Here is an 18,322-nt window from a genome sequence, read left to right on the forward strand (position 1 = left end):
GACCCGGTGGGGCTGTGCGCCACCGGGTCCGCGAGCCGCGCCGGCGCAGGGGGGTGGTGGCCGGCGCGGATGGTGCATGGCTTGTGACGACGCGACGCGCGACAACGTTGTCGAGTGGTCTGTACATGACTCTATCGCGCCAACGGACAACGATGTCAACTCGGTTGGGGGAAAGGGCTGGACCGGCCGGGCCACGAGCGCGCGCGTCCCGTCCGCCGTACGCGCCCTTCCGTGATACGCGTGGCGCACGTTACTGTCCCTGCGGCTTGTGCGACCTGTGGTGCGCGACCCGTCCGAAGGAGGAGGGGCCGCGTCATGCGTTTCCGTCCGACGTCCCTGCTGCTGGCGGCCGTTCTCGCGGCCACCGGCGCCACCCCCGCCCTCGCGGCACCCGCCGCGCCCCCCGGTCTCGTCGACGACCCGACCGCCTATGTGAACCCGCTCATCGGCACGAAGAACGGCGGCAACGTCTTCCCCGGCGCCGTCGCACCGTTCGGCATGTTCTCCTTCAGCCCCGAGAACACCCGGGGCGACGCCACCCGCACCGCCGCCCCCGGCGGCTACCTGTACGACGCCACCCGCGTCCGCGGCTTCAGCCTCACCCACATGTCCGGCACCGGCTGCGCGGGCGGCAGCGGCGACATCCCGATCCTGCCGTTCGCCGGCGAGGTCACCTCGTCGCCCGCGAGCGACACCAAGGACACGGTGTACGCGGCCGACTTCAGCCACGCCGACGAGACCGCGGAACCCGGCCACTACAAGGTGGGCCTCGCCTCCGGCGTGACCGCCGACCTCGCCGCCACCGCCCGCACCGGCTCGGCCCGTTTCACCTACCCGGCCGACAAGCCCGCCTCGCTGCTGTTCCGCACCGCCAACTCCGAGGTGGGCTCGACCGGTTCCACGGTCGAGATCGACCCGGCGACCCGGACCGTCTCCGGCTCGGTCACCTCCGGCAACTTCTGCGGCTACCTCGACCCGGAAGGCCGACGCGCCTACTACACCCTGCACTTCACGGCCCACTTCGACCGCCCCTTCGCGGCCACCGGCACCTGGCAGGACGACAAGCTCACCCCCGGCTCGCTGTCGGCCTCCGGCGGCACGGGCGGGTTCTCGCAGGGCGGGCGGCCCGTCGCGGGCAAGGGGGCGGGCGGATACGTCCGGTTCGCACCCGGCACCGAAGAGGTCGGCGTCCGGATCGGGATCTCGTACGTCAGCCGGGCGGGTGCCGAGGCCAACCTCGCAGCCGAGAACCCGCGAGGCCGCTCCTTCGACGCGGTGCGCGACGCGGCCCGCCGGGCCTGGCGTGAGCGGCTGCGGGCGATCCGCGTCGGCGGCGGCACCGAGGACGAGCGCACCACCTTCTACACCGCGCTCTACCACGCCCTTCTCCATCCCAACGTCATCAGCGACGCCGACGGCCGCTACCGGGGCAGCGACGACAAGGTGCACACCGTCGCCCGGGGCCACCGCGCCCAGTACGGCACCTTCTCCGGCTGGGACGTCTACCGCGGCCAGGTGCAACTGCTGACCCTGCTCGACGCCCGCACCGGATCGGACGTGGCGCAGTCCCTGTACGAACTGGCCCGCCAGAACGGCGGTGTCTGGGACCGCTGGCTGCACGGAGCGAGCGGCACCCATGTCATGAACGGCGACCCCTCACCCATCGCCCTGGCCGGCATCCACGCCTTCGGCGGGAAGGACTTCGACCTGCGCGGCGCCCTGGACTCGCTCGTGGCGGCGGCCACCGTCCCCACCGACGAGGACCTGTCGTCGGCGGGGAAGCCGGTGCTCTCGGTCGGCCAGCGCCCCTCCCTCGACAAGTACCTGAAGCTGCACTACATGCCCTCCGTCTCCAACGCCTGGGGCGGCGCCGCCGAGACCCTGGAGATGTCCGGCGCCGACTTCGCCCTGTCCCAACTGGCACGCGCGGCGGGGGAGAAGAGCACGGCGGCAGCCTTCACCAAGAGATCCCAGTGGTGGCAGAACACCTTCAACATCGCCGCCGACCCGACCGGCGGGTACATCGCCCACCGCAAGGCGGACGGCAGCTGGGTCACCGGCTTCACCCCGGGCACCGGCAACGGGTTCGTCGAGGGGACCGCGGCCCAGTACACCTGGATGGTCCAGCACGACCCCGCGGGCCTGTTCGCCGCGATGGGCGGCCGCGACAAGGCCCTCGCCCGCCTCGACTCCTTTTTCCACGACGACAAGGGCGACTGGGCCTTCACCGGCAACGGCGGCGAGAAGTCCGAGCTGGACAACGAGCCGTCGATCAACGTCCCCTACCTGTACGCCTACGCGGGCGCCCCCCACAAGACGCAGGAGACCGTCCGCGCCGCCATGCGGCAACTGTGGTCCACCCAGCCGGGCGGCATCCCCGGCAACGACGACCTCGGCGCGATGTCCGCCTGGTACGTCTTCTCCGCGCTCGGCATGTACCCCCAGGTGCCGTCCCGGTCCGAACTCGTCCTCGCCTCACCGCTGTTCCCGCGGATCGAGATCGACCGGCCCACCGGCAACGACATCTCCGTCCGCGCGGAGGGAGCCGCCGCCGACGCCCCGTACATCCACTCGCTGAAGGTGAACGGCCGTAGCAGCCAGGCGCCTTGGCTGCCCGCGTCCTTCGTGCGGGACGGCGGCCGGCTCGACTACACCCTCTCGAGCCGGCCCGCCCCGGCCTGGGGAGCGGACGCGGCACCGCCGTCCTTCCGCGAGGGCGAGCAGCCGTACCAGATCGGCGTCGGCCCGACCACGGCGACGCTCGCGCCGGGCGGCAGCACCAAGATCGGTGTGCGCGCGCTGTCGCTGAGCGGCGACGGCACGGGCCCCGAGGTCCGCTTCCGCGTGCAGACCCCGGAAGGCGTCACCGCGAGCCCCGCCGAGGGCACGGTGGCCGACGGCGCCCAGGAGATCACCCTGAGCACCACCGAGGGCACCGCGCAGGGCTTTCACGACGTCACGGTCGCCGTCACCTCGGAGGGCACCGCGTACGAGCAGCCGGTCTCCCTCACGGTGGCCGCGCCGGGCACCCTCCTCGCCGCGTACGACAACACCGGGATCTCGGACGACTCGGGGGACCACGACGAGGCCGACTACGACGGCGGCGGCTGGAGCTACTCGCGCCAGGCGCTGGAGGCGGCCGGCCTCACCCCGGGCCGGCAGGGCACGGTGAGCGGTCTGGCCTACACCTGGCCGAACTCACCGAGCGGCCGCCCCGACAACGCCACGGCATCCGGACAGACGCTGCAACTGGACACGCCCGCCGGCCGGTTGTCGTTCATCGGCAGCGCGGTCAACGGCAACCAGCAGAGCCAGGCCACCGTCACCTACACCGACGGCGGCACCGCCACGGTCGAACTCGCCTTCACGGACTGGACCGTCGGCGGAGGCGGCGGCACCGTCCAGTACGGCAACGAGGTGGTCGCCCGCGCCGCCTACCGCAACGTGGCGGGCGCGGACCGGGACCCGGTGGCGACGTACGTCTTCGCCACGAAGCCCTTCACGGCACCGGAGGGCAGGAAGATCGCGAGCGTGACGCTGCCGCGGAACACGGACCTGCACGTGTTCACCCTCGCTACCGGCTGATCCCCGACACATCGCGCAGCCAGTCGAGTTGGCGGCGCACGTGCACCGCGTCGCCGCCCTCGTGGCCGTTGTACGGATAGGCGTGGATCTCCTTGCGGGGGTCCGCGCCGCTCAGTTCCCCGTACCGGTTGAAGGCCGCGTACGCCCCGCTCGGCGGGCACACCGTGTCCCGCAGCCCCGTCCCGAAGTGGGCCGGGGCTGCGGCGCGCCGCGCGAAGGAGACGCCCTCCACGTACGACAGCGTGCGGTACGCGGCCTCCTCCACGCCCCGGTGCACGGCGAGGTACGCGCCGATCTCGCCGTACGGGCTCGCGTCGGTCAGCTCCAGGGCGCGCCGGATGCCGCACAGGAAGGGCGCGGTGACCAGGACCGCCGCCAGGTCCGGCACCAGCCCCGCGACCGCCAGCGCCAGCCCGCCGCCCTGGCTGTTGCCCACGGCCGCCACCCGGGTGCCGTCCACCCCCGGCAGTGCCCGCACCGCCGTCACCGCACGCACCGCGTCCGTGATCAGCCGCCGGTAGTGATAGGCGCGCGGGTCGGGCAGGCCCCGTACCGCGGGGCCCGGGCCTCCCGGCGCCGAAGCGTGCGGGTCGGGGGTCGCGCCGCCGTTGCCGTACTGGTCGCCCTGGCCGCGGTTGTCCATCAGCAGATGCGCGTACCCGGCGTTCACCCAGGTCAGCCGTTCGTGCGGAAGGCCGCGGCCCCGGCCGTAACCGGCGTACTCGACGACCGCGGGCAGCGGCTCGGGCCCCTCGGCCGGTCTGCTGTACCAGGCGCGCACCGGATCGCCGCCGAAGCCCCGGAAGATGATGTCCCAGGTCCGGGTCAGCCGCAGGCCGTTCTCCACGGGGCGCACCGACACCAACACCTCCGTCTGCGCGGCCTCCTTCAGGGTGTCACGCCAGAACTCGCCGAAATCCGGGGGTTCCTGGACATCGGGGCGGTAGCGCTCCAGCTCCGCGGCGGGCAGATCGAACGCAGGCACAGGACACCTCGCATGAGTCGGTCCAAGTAGTGAAACTTGCGGAGGACGCTGGGATGTGGCCTCTCGGTCCTACCCATCTCCTGTCCCGCCCATCTCCCGCCCGCCCCATTGACAGCGCTTTCTCCTGCCCTCTAAGTTGCCGCGGAGTTACCGGTAAGAGCTCGAAAGTTTCGGTTCCATGTCTCCGTCTGAGAGGACCGAGCATGAGCACATCCGTCAAGTCGGCCTCTCCACCGTCCAGCGTCGACGACCGGCCCGCGGCCCCCGCCCGCCCCGCGCCGCGCAGCGGATGGCGCCGGTCCCTGCGCCGCGACTGGCAGCTCTACTCGCTGGCCGTCCTGCCCCTGCTGTTCTTCCTGGTCTTCCGCTATCTGCCGATGATCGGCAATGTGATCGCCTTCCGGCGCTTCGAGCCAGGCGGCTCGATGTTCGGCGAGGACTGGGTGGGCCTGCGCTATGTGCGCATGTTCCTCAGCGACCCGACCTTCTGGCAGGTGTTCCGCAACACCCTGTGGCTCGGCGGGCTCACCCTCGTGTTCTGCTTCCCCGTCCCGATCGTGCTCGCCCTGCTGCTCAACGAGGTGCGCCGGCGCTCCCTGAAACGGTTCGTGCAGTCGGTGTCGTACCTCCCGCACTTCCTGTCGATCGTGATCGTCGCCGGCCTCACGATGCAGATGCTCGCCACCGACGGGCCGGTCAACCACGCCCTCGGATGGCTCGGCCATGACGAGATCCGCTTCATCCAGGAACCCGACTGGTTCCGCACGATCTACGTCGGCTCGGAGATCTGGCAGACCGCCGGCTGGGGCACGATCCTCTACCTCGCCGCGCTCACCACCATCGACGAGGACCTGTACGAGGCCGCGCGCATCGACGGCGCCAACCGCTGGCAGCAGATCTGGCACGTCACCCTGCCCGGCATCCGCCCCACCATGATCACGCTGCTGATCCTGAACGTCGGCACGTTCATGGCGGTCGGCTTCGAGAAGGTCCTGCTGCTGTACAACCCGCTGACCTACCCGACCGCCGACGTGATCTCGACGTACGTCTACCGGGCGGGCGTGGAGTCCAACAGCTTCAGCTACGCGGCCGCCATCGGGCTGTTCGAGGCGATCATCGGCCTGGTCCTGATCACGTCCGCCAACACGCTCTCGCGCCGCACGGTGGGGACCAGCCTGTGGTGAGGCCGAGCCGCTCCTACCGGGTCTTCCAGGGCGTCAACGGGGTGGTCCTGAGCCTTGTGGTGCTCGTGACCCTGTACCCCTTCGTCAACATCGTCGCGCGGTCCTTCAGCGGGGAGAGGCAGATCCGGGCCGGTGAAGTGACCTTGTGGCCCAAGGGGTTCAACCTCACCACGTACCGGATCGTCTTCCAGGACTCGATGTTCTGGCGCAACTACGGCAACACCGTGTTCTACACGGTCGTCTCCACCGCCGTGGCCATGGTCCTGACGACCTGTTACGCCTACGTCCTGTCGAAGAAGCACCTCAGGGGGCGCGGGGTGCTCGTCGGCATCGCCGTGTTCACCATGTTCTTCACCGGCGGCCTGATCCCGAACTACATCCTGGTCACCGAGCTCGGACTGCAGAACAGCGTCTGGGCCATCGCGCTGCCCAACGCGATCAGCGTCTTCAACCTGCTGGTGATGAAGGCCTTCTTCGAGAGCCTGCCCACCGAGCTGGAGGAGGCCGCGCAGATCGACGGCCTGAGCACCTACGGCATCCTCCTGCGGATCGTGCTGCCCCTGTCCAAGGCGGTCGTCGCGACCATGGTGCTCTTCTACACGGTGTCCTTCTGGAACTCCTGGTTCAGCGCGTTCCTCTACATGGACCAGTCCGACCTCATGCCGGTCACCGTCTATCTGCGCAACCTCATCGCCGGTGCCACCGGCGGCGGCAACGCGGGCGCCGCAACCGCCGAGCTCAGCCAGGTCGGCGCGAGCATCCAGGCGGTCACGATCGTGCTCACCGCACTGCCGATCATCTGCGTGTACCCGTTCGTCCAGCGCTACTTCGTCTCGGGCGTGATGCTCGGCGCGGTCAAGGGCTGACAGCCCGTCACATCCCCAACGGAACAAAGGAGTATCCGTGGAGAACACCGGATCGCTGTCACGGCGTCAGATCCTGGCCGCCGCAGGATTCATCGGTCTCGCCGGCCTCACCGGGTGCGGCAGCGGCGACGACGGAGGCGACTCCAAGGACCTCTCCAAGAAGCGCAACGGCGCGATGAAGGAGTACCGGGCGGGCCAGCAGTTCAAGGCGTCCAAGGCGCTGTCCTTCTCCATGCTGCACAACGACAACCCGGTCTACCCCCTCAAGAAGAACTGGCTGTTCTGGAAGGAGGTCACCAAGCGCACCGGGGTCACCATCAAGCCCCTCGACGTCCCGCTCGCCGACTACGAGAAGAAGCGCAGCGTCCTCATCGGCGCGGGCGACGCCCCCTTCATCATCCCGAAGACCTACCACCCCGGCGAGGTCGCCTTCGTGTCCTCGGGCGCGATCCTCCCGGTCAGCGAGTACGTCGACCTGATGCCCAACTTCCGGGACAAGGTGCGCAAGTGGAAGCTCGAGCCCGAGCTCGACTCCATCCGCCAGTCCGACGGCAAGTACTACCTGCTCCCCGGTCTGCACGAGAGACCGAAGTCGAACTACTCGCTGTCCTTCCGCACCGACATCCTCGACCAGCACGGACTGACCCTGCCCACGACCTGGGACGAGGTGTACGACGTCCTCAGGGCGCTCAAGGCGGAGTACCCGGACAAGTACCCGTGGACCGACCGCTGGAGCACCAACACCCCCTTTCCGTGCGGGGCGTTGTTCGGATATCTCGGCCAGGCCCACGGGGTGAAGGCCGGCTGGAACTACGACAACATCAGCTTCGACACCAAGGCGCAGCGGTTCGTCTTCACCGCGGCCCAGGACGCCTACCGGCAGATGATCGAGTACCTGAGGAAGATCGTCGCCGAGAAGCTCCTCGACCCCGAGAGCTTCACCCAGCAGGACGACCAGGCCATCCAGAAGCTGCTCGCCGAGAAGTCGTACGTGATCAGCGCCAACTCGCAGGAGCTGGTGCAGAACTACCGCTACAACCTGAACAAGCAGGTCAAGGGATCCAGGATCGAGATGGTCCCGGTGCCCCTCGGCCCGGCGGGACCGATCCTGCTGAGCGGCATCCGGCTGGAGAACGGCGTCATGATCTCCAGCAAGGCCCTCAAGAGCGCCGACTTCGTCGCGATGATGCAGTTCGTGGACTGGCTCTGGTACTCCGACCAGGGCCAGAGGTTCTGCAAGTGGGGCGTGGAGGGCGTCACCTACACCGAGTCCGGCGGCACGTACACGCTGAAGCCCGGGATATCGCTGATGGGCTCCGACCCGGACGCCCCGGAGGACCTCCAGAAGGACTACGGCTTCTTCAACGGCGTGTTCACCTACGGCGGCAGCTGGGAGCTGGTGTCCTCCAACTTCGGCCCGGACGAGAAGAAGTTCCAGGACGTCATGTCCCAGCGCAAGGAGCTCCCCGTCGACCCGGCCCACCCCCTGCAGTCCTTCGAGCAGGAGCAGGCCACGCTCTGGGACACCCCGCTCAAGGACCACGCCATCCAGAACACCCTCCAGTTCGTGCTCGGCAAGCGCCCGATGTCCGAATGGGACGCGTATGTGTCCGAGCTGAAGGCCAAGAACATGCAGCAACTCGTCGACCTGCACAACAAGGCGTACGAGCGGTTCAGGAAGGAGAACGGGTGATCTTCCGCGTGCCGGCCGAGCCGACCGGCCGCCTGTCCGGCGCCTGGCGGCACTGCGTCGGCACCGGACGGATCGAACTCGCCCTGCGCCGCGACCACCAGGACTCCCTGAAGCTGCTCCAGCGCGAGATCGGCTTCCGCTGCATCCGGGGACACGGCCTGTTCAGCGACGGCATGGGCGTGTATCGGCCCTACGAGTGGCCCGAGGGCGTCCGGGGCGTCCGTCACTCCTTCACCTACGTCGACCAGGTCGTCGACGCCTGGCTGGAGCTCGGCATCCGGCCGTTCCTCGAACTCGGTTTCATGCCGACGGAGTTGGCGTCGGGCAAGCAGACCGTGTTCTGGTGGCACGGCAACGTCACCCCGCCCCGTTCGCACCGGGAGTGGGCGGCCCTGGTCAAGGCGACCCTCACCCACCTCGTCGACCGCTACGGCCTCGACGAGGTGCGGCAATGGCCCGTCGAGGTCTGGAACGAGCCCAACCTGCCCGACTTCTGGCAGGGCGCGGACGAGCGGGCCTACCACCGCCTCTACGAGGTGACGGCCGCCGCGGTGAAGGAGGTGGACCCGGACCTCCAGGTCGGCGGCCCCGCGATCTCACCGGGCGCCGACGAGTGGCTGGACCGCTTCGCCCGAGTTCGCCGAACGGCGCGGTGTCCCGGTCGACTTCGTGTCGAAGCACGCCTACACCTCGGGCCCCGCCCAGCACGTCCCCTTCGGCGTCCACCAGACCCTGGCACCCGCCCAGCACCTCCTGGACCAGTTCGCCACGCCCCGCGAGCGCCTGAAGGACACCGCGCTCGGCGAACTCCCCGTCCACATCACGGAGTTCAACTCCTCCTACCGTCCCGACAACCCGGTCCACGACACCGCCTTCCACGCGGCCTACCTGGCACCGGTCCTCGCACGCGGCGGCGACCACGTCGACTCCTTCTCGTACTGGACCTTCAGCGACGTGTTCGAGGAGGCCGGCCCGCCGACCGCCCTCTTCCACGGCGGCTTCGGCCTGCTCACCCACCGACAGGTGCGGAAACCGACGTACCACCTCTACGCCTTCATGGCCCGCATGGGCCCCGACCTGCTCACCCGCGGCACCGACCACCTGGTCACCCGGCACCCCGACGGCCGGGTGACCGTCCTCGCCTGGGCGCCGGTCGACGCGAGCGGCGCCACACCCGGCCCGGACCGGCACCGACTGCGCCTGTCGGTACCGGTGCGGGGCGCGCGAAAGGCGTTCGTCCGGCGGTCCGTGGTCGACGAGGAGCACGGCAACGCCCGTACGGCCTGGCAGCGGATGGGCAGCCCGCGCTCACCCGGCCCGCACCAGCTCGACATGCTCCACGAGGCCGCCGAACCCGGCCGGCGGCATCTGCGGCTGCCCGTCGAGGACGACCGGGCCGTACTGGACCTGACGCTGGCCCGGCACGAGATCACGCTCGTGGAGGTCAGCGCGGTCGTGGCGGAGGCACCGCCGTGGTGGGACGAACGCCGACTGCTGGGAAGGGAGGCGGAGTGAACGGGTCGGGCCGGGTGCGGGCGGCGGCCGGTCGCCCCGCCGCACACCGCCCGCCGACAGGACACCGGCACCGGGAGAGCCGCCCACCCCACACCGCCCCCGTCCCCCGCTCCACCCCGTCCTCCTTCGGCACCGGCTCCCTCTCCCGCGCCGCGGCCCTGATCCACACCCTCGTCACCGTCGAGGCCCTGCTCCTCGTGGCCGCCTCCCCGGGCCTCGCGGGTCTGCTCCTGCTGGGCCCCGCCCCCGCCAACCTGCCCCTCGCCGCCGTGTGCCTGCTGCCCCTCGGCCCGGCCACGGCCGCCGCCCTGTACGCCCTCGACCGCCGCGACCGCGACCTCACCGACCTCCACCCGGCCCGGTCCTACTGGCGCGGCTGGCGGCTCAACGCCGTCCCCGCCCTGAAGCTGTGGACGCCCCTGCTGGCCTGGCTCACGATCATCGCCTTCACGCTCACCCACTTCGCCGCCACCGGCCTGCCCGGCTGGTGGGCCATGCTGCTCGCGGCCATCGGCGCCGGGTCGCTGCTGTGGGGCGCGCACGCGCTCGTCCTCACCGCCCTGTTCGCCTTCCGGGCGAGGGACACCGCACGCCTGGCCGGCCACTTCCTGTTCCGGCACGGCCGCACCACCCTGGGTGCCGCCTCGCTGCTCGTGCTGACGGCCACCGGGACCGCCGTGCTGACCGAGGCCCTGCCCGCCCTGCTGGCGGCCCCGATGCTCCTGTCGCTGCTGCACAGCAGCCGCCCGGTGATCACCGAGACCCGGGAGGACTTCACCGCATGACCCCGTCGAGCTCCAGGATCCCCTACGGCGGCCGAGGGCAGGCCGGTGCGCCCTCCGCCCTGGACCCGCCAGGCGTGTCCGTCCTGCGGATTCAGTAGATCGTCCGCCCCCGTTCGTCGGGCACCCCCGACTTACGGAAGAAGTAGCTGTTGACCTGGTCGCGCCACTCGCGGGCGCTGCGGAGCTGTTCCCCGAACAGCTCCGTGACCCGCGCGTGGCGCGCCTCCTCCACGAGTTCCGCCAGCGAGGCCCACACCTGTTGGGCCGCCTCCACCTCCGCCACGCCCTCGAAGTGCGTGTCGTAGATGTGCTGGATCACCGTCCTGCCGCTGTGCAGCACATGCCCGTACGGCACGTGGTGGAAGAACAGCAGCAGCTCGTCCGGGCAGGTCTCCGGCGACTCGTACAGTTCGGCCCACGGCTCGGCGTACTGCCCCGCGTACCCCGTGCCGCTCGCCACGCTCCGGTCGACACCGACGCCCTCACGGTCGGCGAAGTGGTAGGTGCCCCACGGGCTGTACTCGTAGCCGTCGACGCTCGGCCCGTAGTGGTGCCCCGGCTGGACCATGAACCCGACCCCGAGCGGGGCGGTGTACTTCTCGTACGTCCGCCACGAACCGTCCAGGACCGCCTGCAGACCCGCCGTGAGCCGGGGCCCGCTCCCGAAGGTGAGCCGGATCCATTCGTCGAGCACCCGGCCCGGATCGGCGTCCGGCTCCCAGGCCAGCCGCCCGAAGGTGTAGAGGTTCGCCTGGGCCAGCGGATGCCCCGTCCAGAACGGGTCGTCCCCGACGTTGGACACGGCGACGAGCCCACCGGCCGCCGACGCGCCCACCGTGGCCTCACCGGTGATCCCGAAGCGCAGCACCTCGCTCCACATCGGCCCCAGCCAGCACACGTGCCGCTGCTGCCCGGTGTACTCCTGCGTCGCCTGGAGCTCCACCGCGAGCCGTGTCCCGGGCATCGCCCCGATCAGCGGCGAGACCGGCTCCCGCACCTGGAAGTCCATCGGCCCGTGCTTGACCTGGAGGACCGCGTTGGCGGCGAACTCCCCGTCCAGGGGCACGAAATGGTCGTACGCGGCCCGCGCCCGGTCGGTCGAGCGGTCCCGCCAGTCCTGGCGGTGGTCGTAGACGAAGGCCCGCCAGTGGACCGTGCCCCCGAAGGGCTCCAGGGCGGCGGCCAGCGTGTTGGCGCCGTCGGCGTGGGTGCGCCCGTACGCGAACGGGCCCGGCTGCCCCTCGGAGTCCGCCTTGACCACGAACCCTCCGAAGTCGGGGATCGCCGCGTACACCCGGGCGGTCGCCCCGGCCCACCACGCCCGTACGGACTCGTGCAGCGGGTCCGCCGTGGGCAGCCCGCCCAGGACCATCGGCGCGGCGAAGGTCACCGACAGATGGACACGTATCCCGTACGGCCGCAACGCGCCCGCGATGTCGGCGACTTCACCGATCCGGTCGGTCAGCAGCCGCGCCTCGGCCGCGTGCACGTTGACGTTGTTGACGGCCACCGCGTTGATCCCGCAGGCCGCGAGCAGCCTGCCGTACGCCCGCACCCTCTCCAGGTCCCCGCGCGCCCGCCCGTCCTCCCAGAACAGCGAACCGCCGGCGTACCCGCGCTCCACCTGGCCCATGACAGGGTGCACGGCCACGTTGTCCCAGTGGTCGAGCATGCGCAGCGACACCTGAGGCTCATGGACGACAGGTCGGGCCTCGCCGTGGAACGCCGCCTCCCCGAGCCGTACGACGTGGAAGAACCCGTACAGCAGCCCGCGCGCGCCGGACGCCGTGACGCTCGTACAGCCGTCACGGCGTCCGTGGGTGAAGGTCTCGCTGTCGTCGTCGCCGGTCAGCTCCAGGACGAGGTCGGGCTCGTCGCGCACGACGGCGCCCCCGAACCGCTCGCAGGCCCGCGCCACCTCACCGCGGACCGTGTCCACCAGTGGACCCGAGCCGCGGACCAGGGTCCGCCGGGTGCCGATCGGCCGGAAAGCCCCGTCCGGCAGCCAGGCCGGATCGACACCCCGCATGGGACCCCCAACACCTCTGCTCAGGCGAGCAGTTCGACTTCCGCGACCACCGCCTCGCCGTCGAGCACGAGACGGTACTTCCCGTACGTACCCGCGGACCTCACGGAGAACGCCCGTGTCTGCCGGTCCCATGCGAAGGACTCCCCGGACCGCCGGTCGAGGGTCTTCCACGTGGTGCCGTCGTCCGAGCCCTGGAGCGTCCAGCCGGTCGGGGCCTTCGCACGGTCCGACGACGAGGTCAGCGTGTACTGGACCCCCTTGACCGCACCGGACACCGGCAGGTCCACCGAGGTCACGGTCGCGTCGGTGGCCGAGGTGTCGTCGAACAGCGCCCCGTCACCGGAGAGCACGTCCGCACGCGGCGTCGGCACCTCGTCGTCCTGCGTGATCGACACCGGGGCCGCGTCCTTCCCCGTGCCCCACTTCGACGGCCGCGGACCCATGTCGAAGTCCAGCACGGCACCCTTGGCCAGGACCGAGTGGGGGAGCGAAGTCGACGTCCAGGGCTTGCCGTTGACCCGCAGGCCCTGCACGTACACGTTCTGCGCACTGTTCTTCGGCGCCCTGACCACCAGGTCCCGGCCGTTCTCCAGGTGGACCGTCGCCTTGGTGAACAGCGGTGAGCCGACGGCGTATTCGCCGCTGCCCATCACCAGCGGGTAGAAGCCCAGCGCCGAGAACAGGAACCAGGCCGACTGCTCGCCGTTGTCCTCGTCCCCGTGGTAGCCCTGCCCGATCTCGCTGCCGACGTACAGCCGCGACAGCACCTCGCGGACGTTGCGCTGCGTCTTCCAGGGCTGACCCGCCGCGTCGTACATGTAGTTGACGTGGTGGGCGACCTGGTTGGAGTGGCCGTACATGCCCATCCGGACGTCCCGTGCCTCGGTCATCTCGTGGATGACCCCGCCGTAGGAGCCGACGAACTCCGGCGAGGCCGTCTCAGGCGTCGCGAAGTACTCGTCCAGCTTCTCGGCGAGCCCGGAGCGGCCGCCGTACAGGTTGGCGAGACCCCGGCTGTCCTGCGGGGCGGTGAAGGCGTACCCCCAGCCGTTGGTCTCGGTGTAGTCGTAGCCCCACACGCGCGGGTCGTACTTCGAGGACTCGACGCGCCACTCGCCCGTCTTGTCGCGGCCCTGGAAGAAGCCGGCCCTGGAGTCGAAGAGGTTCACATAGTCCCGGGCCCGGTTGAGGAAGTACTCGGACTCCTCCTTGTAGCGCTTCTCTCCCGTCTTCGCGTACAGCGCCCGGCCCATCCGCGCGATGCCGTAGTCGTTGAGGTAGCCCTCCAGCGCCCAGGACAGGCCCTCGTGGGTGTCGGTGCTGGTGTAGCCGAGGAAGGGCGAGGTCTCCATGCCCTTGCGGCCCACACCGGAGGACGGGGGCACGACGGTGGCGTTCTTCAGGGCCGCGTCGTACGCCGACTTCGCGTCGAAGCCGACACCCTTGACGTACGCGTCCGCGAAGGCCACGTCCGAGGAGGTGCCGGTCATCAGGTCCGCGTAGCCCGGCGAGGACCAGCGCGAGGTCCAGCCGCCGTCCTTGTACTGCTGGACGAACCCGTCGACCATCTCGCCCGCCTGAGAGGGCGTCAGCAACGAGTACGCCGGCCACGTGGTCCGATAGGTGTCCCAGAAGCCGTTGTTGACGTACACCTTGCCGTCCACGATCTTCGCGCCGGTGTGCGTCGGGGTGTCGGGGGAGGGCATCGGCGAGAAGGGCGAGGCGTACTGGTACTTCGAACCGACCTTCTCGAAGCCGGAGTTGGGGTACAGGTACAGCCGGTACAGGCTGGAGTACAGCGTGGTCAGCTGGTCCTGCGTGGCGCCCTCGACCTCGACCTTGCCGAGCAGCCGGTCCCAGGCGCGCTGAGCCGCGCCCTTCACGTCGTCGAAGGACGTGCCGTCCGGGATCTCCTGGCGCAGGTTGTCCTTGGCCTGGTCGAGGCTGATCAGCGAGGTGGCGAGGCGCAGCGTGACGGTCCGGTCGCCGCCTGCGTCGAAGCGCAGGTATCCCTTGACCCCGCTCGACGATCCGTCCGTCACCGGCTTGTCGAAGACGCCGTAGACGAAGAGCCGGGTGGCCCCGGTCGACAGCCCGGACTTCACGTCCGAGTACCCGGTGATCACCCCCGCGTCCTTGTCGAGCGTCAGCCCCGCCTGATCGGTCACGTTGTCGAAGAGGACGCTCGCGTCGTCGCCGGGGAAGCTGAAGCGCAGGGCCGCCGCGTGGTCGGTCGGCGTCATCTCCGCCTTCAGCCCGTTCTCGAACCGCACGCCGTAGTAGTACGGCCGCGCGGTCTCGTTCTCGTGGCGGAACGCCAGTTCGCGTGCCTCCCGGCCGGTGTCCGGGGTCCCGGAGGCCGCCGACGGCATCACCTGGAAGGTCTGCCGGTCACCCATCCACGGGCTCGGCTCGTGGCTCGCGCTGAACGCCTGGATCGTCGGCAGGTTGTCCTCGTTGTTCGCACGCGCGTAGTCGTACAGCCAGCTCAGCGAGGACGCGTTGGTCACCGGCGTCCAGAAGTTGAAGCCGTGCGGCACGGCCGTCGCCGGGAAGTTGTTGCCGCGCGAGAAACCGCCGCTGGAGTTGGTGCCGCGGGTGGTGAGCGCGTAGTCGGACAGGTGCGCCCTGGGCTGCTCCGGCGCGGCCCGCTCCAGCGTCACGTCGTCCAGCCAGCCGCGGAACTTCGCCGGCCCGTTCGGGGAGTCGTAGGCGACGAGGATCCGGTCGACGGTCTTCCCGGCCGCGACCGACCCGATCCGCGCGGCCACGTGGTTCCACTGGTTGACGTAGAGCGCCTTCGAGGCGCCCTGTCCCTGCGGCGAGAGCGTGAATCCGTGCTGGTCACGCGCTCCGAGCTCGCTCAGGAAGGTGCCGTCGGTGAACGCGAGGTCCACCGAGACGTTCGTCGAGTCGTAGTCCCGGTCGCCGTCCACCATCGAGGGGTAGATCCGGTACGACAGCCGGGTCAGCCGGTCGACCGCCACGTTCACGTCGAAGACCTTGTTGTACGAGTACGCCCGGCCCTCGGCCGTGTGCCGTCCGGCGTAACGCAGGGCCTTCTTTCCGGTGAATCCCGCGGCCGCCTTGGCGGTGGGCGATCCGGTCGGGCTGCGGTCGACGAGGGAGAGCATGTCCGGGGGCACCGGTCCCTCGTTCTCGCCCGTGGAGAGCTGGAGGTCGGCGAGCTGGAGGATCCCGGAGGCGCCGTTGTTCTTCGTGATCTCCAGCCGGAAGTGCTGGTACTCCGCGACGGCGTCCGCCGGGATGTCGTACGGCTTCGTCTGGAACCGCTCGGCGAAGCTCTCGCCCGTACGGGTGTCGAGTGTCTTCCAGTCCTTGCCGTCGGTGGAGCCCTTGAGGGTCCAGTCCTTCGGGTCGCGCTCGGCGAAGTCGTTGGCCGAGGTGAGCGCGTAGGTGACCGCCTTGACCGGTTTGTCCAGGTCGAACTCCGCCCAGCCGGTGGACGCGAAGGCCAGCCACTTGGTGCCCGGCTCGCTGTCGGCGAGGTTCTCCTTCACCTCGCCGCCCGAGGCGTTCTCGGCGCTCGCCCGGACGTCGGTGACCCGGTCGGTGACATTGCCCGGGATGCCGGTGCGGTAGCCGCCGTCGACGCCCGAGGCCCTGCCGCCGTCGACCGTGCTGAGCCAGTCGGGGGCCGGCTCGCCCGCCTCGAAGGAGGAGGCGAACCCCTCGTCGGCGGGGGCGGGCGCCTCGGGCAGGGCGACCGCCGCGCCCTGCCCGCCCACCGTCACGCAAAAGGCGGCCGTGATCACGACCGCCGTACTCCGTCTGAGCCGAGTTCTGTACCGATCCATCGGCGAGTACCCTCCCTGCACAAGGACGGACAACGTTGTCACACAATCCGTGCAAGGATCAGTAGGGGCCCAAGTGGACAGTGATGTCAAGGGCGTTGGCTGTGGCATTCGAGGCCTATGTCGCGGATTTTTCCGGCAAGCTTCGCACAGGGCGCTCATATTTCCGCGAGGTCTCAACTCGAAAACACCCATGGCCAACATTGCATTCGATCTTGCTCCCTCGGCCGGAAGTGGACTATACCTGTCGGCGATTCACCCCACTCGCACGAACCTCTTGCACGAACCTGCTTGACCTGACCGCGGTGCCGGGAGGATCCGGTTCACCGCCTGAGTCCTGGAGAAGGCGAGGACTTGAGCATGGGATCCACTTCCGCAGACAACCCTGGTGCCGAGGGTGTCGGCCGCCGCGATCTGATCAAGCGGTCCGCCGCGCTCGGACTGGTCGCCGTCCCCGCGACCGGCTTTCTGTCCGCCTGCGCCAGCGGCGGCGGCGACGATTCGAGTGACGACAGCACCAAGGGCACCACCTCGAAGGACAACCCCTTCGGCGCGGCCAAGGGCAGCAAGCTCGACGTCGTGATCTTCAAGGGCGGCTACGGCGACGACTACGCCAAGGCCTGGGAGGCCGACTTCCAGAAGAAGCTCGGCATCACCTCCACCCACACCGGCACCCAGGAGATCACCGGAAAGCTCCAGCCGCGCTTCAACGCGGGCAACCCGCCGGACATCGTCGACGACTCCGGCGCCCAGCAGATCAAGGTCGACGTCCTCTACAAGAACGGGCAGTTGCTCGACCTCGCCGAGGTCCTGGACGCGCCCGCGATCGACGACCCGAGCAAGAAGGTCCGCGACCTCATCATCCCGGGCACCCTCGACGCGGGTCTCCAGGGCGGCAAGGTCGTCGCGCTGAACTACATCTACACCGTCTGGGGCCTGTGGTACTCCGGCAAGCTCTTCAAGGAGAAGGGCTGGGAGGAGCCCAAGACCTGGGACGACTTCCTCGCGGTGTGCCAGGACGCCAAGAAGCAGGGCATCGGCGGCCTCGCCCACCAGGGCAAGTACCCGTACTACATCAACGTCGCCATCATGGACCTGATCGCCAAGAAGGGCGGTCTGGACGCCATGAAGGCGATCGACAACCTCGACCCGAAGGCCTTCGTCGGCTCCGACGCGGCCCAGGCCGGTGTCGAGGCGATCTACGAGGTGGTGGAGAAGGGCCTGTTGATGCCGGGCACCAACGGCCTCACCCACACCGAGTCCCAGACCCGCTGGAACCAGTACAAGGCCGCCTTCATCACCTGCGGTTCCTGGCTGGAGAACGAGCAGCTCAAGCAGACGCCCGCGGACTTCGACATGAAGTTCATGCCGATGCCGCTGCTGCCCGACAGCGCGCTGCCCTTCGAGGCGATCCGGGCCGGCTCCGGCGAGCCCTTCATCATCCCGGCCAAGGCCAAGAACCTCCCGGGGGCCAAGGAGTTCATGCGCCGCATGCTCTCCAAGGAGTGGTCGACGCTCTTCGCCAAGGAGGCCAACTCCCTCACCATCCTCAAGGACGGCGTCGACCCGAGCGTGAAGCTGCGCCCCGGCACCCAGTCGACCGTCGAGGCGTCCAAGGCGGCCGGTGACGACACCTTCCGTTACCTGTACACCGAGTGGTACAGCGAGATGGGAGCGGCGATCGAGGCCGCGTCCAACGAGCTGATGGCCAAGCGCATCCAGCCGAAGGAGTGGCTCAAGCGGGCCCAGGCCGCGGTCGACAAGCAGGCCAAGGACCCGGCCTCCAAGAAGAACCACCGGGACTGACCGCAACGCCGTTTCCCGGGCCGGAGCACTCCGGCCCGGGAAAGGACACCAGGGGCAGG

At 69.8% G+C, this 18,322-nt stretch carries 9 protein-coding genes and 1 pseudogene; 7 read left to right on the forward strand and 3 right to left on the reverse strand.

The window, feature by feature from the left end; genetic code table 11:
* Positions 1-315: 315 nt before the first annotated feature.
* Positions 316-3,585 (forward strand): GH92 family glycosyl hydrolase, encoded by a 3,270-nt coding sequence (locus M2163_RS35720; protein WP_280896033.1) that lies wholly within the window; start codon positions 316-318, stop codon positions 3,583-3,585.
* Here the strand turns inward: M2163_RS35720 and M2163_RS35725 are convergent.
* Entirely contained in the window at positions 3,575-4,570 is a 996-nt protein-coding gene (locus M2163_RS35725; protein ID WP_280896034.1) for an acetylxylan esterase, read from the reverse strand. The two genes, M2163_RS35720 and M2163_RS35725, sit on opposite strands and share 11 nt — an antisense overlap.
* Before the next feature lie 203 nt (positions 4,571-4,773).
* Here M2163_RS35725 and M2163_RS35730 point away from each other — a divergent pair, with 203 nt between their 5' ends.
* The 5 genes and pseudogenes from M2163_RS35730 (at position 4,774) to M2163_RS35750 (ending at position 10,613) form a co-directional block, all read left to right on the forward strand.
* Complete coding sequence (locus M2163_RS35730; RefSeq protein WP_280848783.1) at positions 4,774-5,754, forward strand: ABC transporter permease subunit; 981 nt, start codon at positions 4,774-4,776, stop codon at positions 5,752-5,754.
* Positions 5,748-6,620, forward strand: coding sequence for a carbohydrate ABC transporter permease (locus tag M2163_RS35735; protein WP_280896035.1), 873 nt, complete (start codon positions 5,748-5,750; stop codon positions 6,618-6,620). Before M2163_RS35730 ends, M2163_RS35735 begins: the two co-directional genes overlap by 7 nt.
* Before the next feature lie 37 nt (positions 6,621-6,657).
* Positions 6,658-8,313, forward strand: coding sequence for an extracellular solute-binding protein (locus M2163_RS35740; RefSeq protein WP_280896036.1), 1,656 nt, complete (start codon positions 6,658-6,660; stop codon positions 8,311-8,313).
* A pseudogene (locus tag M2163_RS35745) lies at positions 8,313-9,828 on the forward strand (glycosyl hydrolase). The gene M2163_RS35740 and the pseudogene M2163_RS35745 overlap by 1 nt, the downstream one beginning before the upstream one ends.
* A 158-nt stretch (positions 9,829-9,986) precedes the next feature.
* A complete protein-coding gene (locus tag M2163_RS35750; RefSeq protein WP_280854064.1) occupies positions 9,987-10,613 on the forward strand; it encodes a DUF624 domain-containing protein in 627 nt (208 codons plus the stop codon).
* A 91-nt stretch (positions 10,614-10,704) separates the two neighbouring features.
* Here M2163_RS35750 and M2163_RS35755 read toward each other — a convergent pair whose 3' ends face one another.
* The gene (locus tag M2163_RS35755; RefSeq protein ID WP_280896037.1) at positions 10,705-12,642 is read right to left on the reverse strand and encodes an alpha-glucuronidase; all 1,938 of its coding nucleotides are present in this window, start codon (positions 12,640-12,642) and stop codon (positions 10,705-10,707) included.
* A gap of 20 nt (positions 12,643-12,662) precedes the next feature.
* Entirely contained in the window at positions 12,663-16,397 is a 3,735-nt protein-coding gene (locus tag M2163_RS35760; protein WP_280897364.1) for a GH92 family glycosyl hydrolase, read from the reverse strand.
* Between the two features lie 420 nt (positions 16,398-16,817).
* On the opposite strand from M2163_RS35760, the gene ngcE reads away from it, so the two are divergent.
* Positions 16,818-18,263, forward strand: a complete 1,446-nt coding sequence (gene ngcE / locus M2163_RS35765; protein ID WP_280848779.1) for an N-acetylglucosamine/diacetylchitobiose ABC transporter substrate-binding protein — start codon at positions 16,818-16,820, stop codon at positions 18,261-18,263.
* The last annotated feature ends 59 nt before the right edge of the window (positions 18,264-18,322 follow it).

Origin of the sequence: Streptomyces sp. SAI-135 (assembly GCF_029893805.1) — a bacterium.
GTDB lineage: Bacteria > Actinomycetota > Actinomycetes > Streptomycetales > Streptomycetaceae > Streptomyces.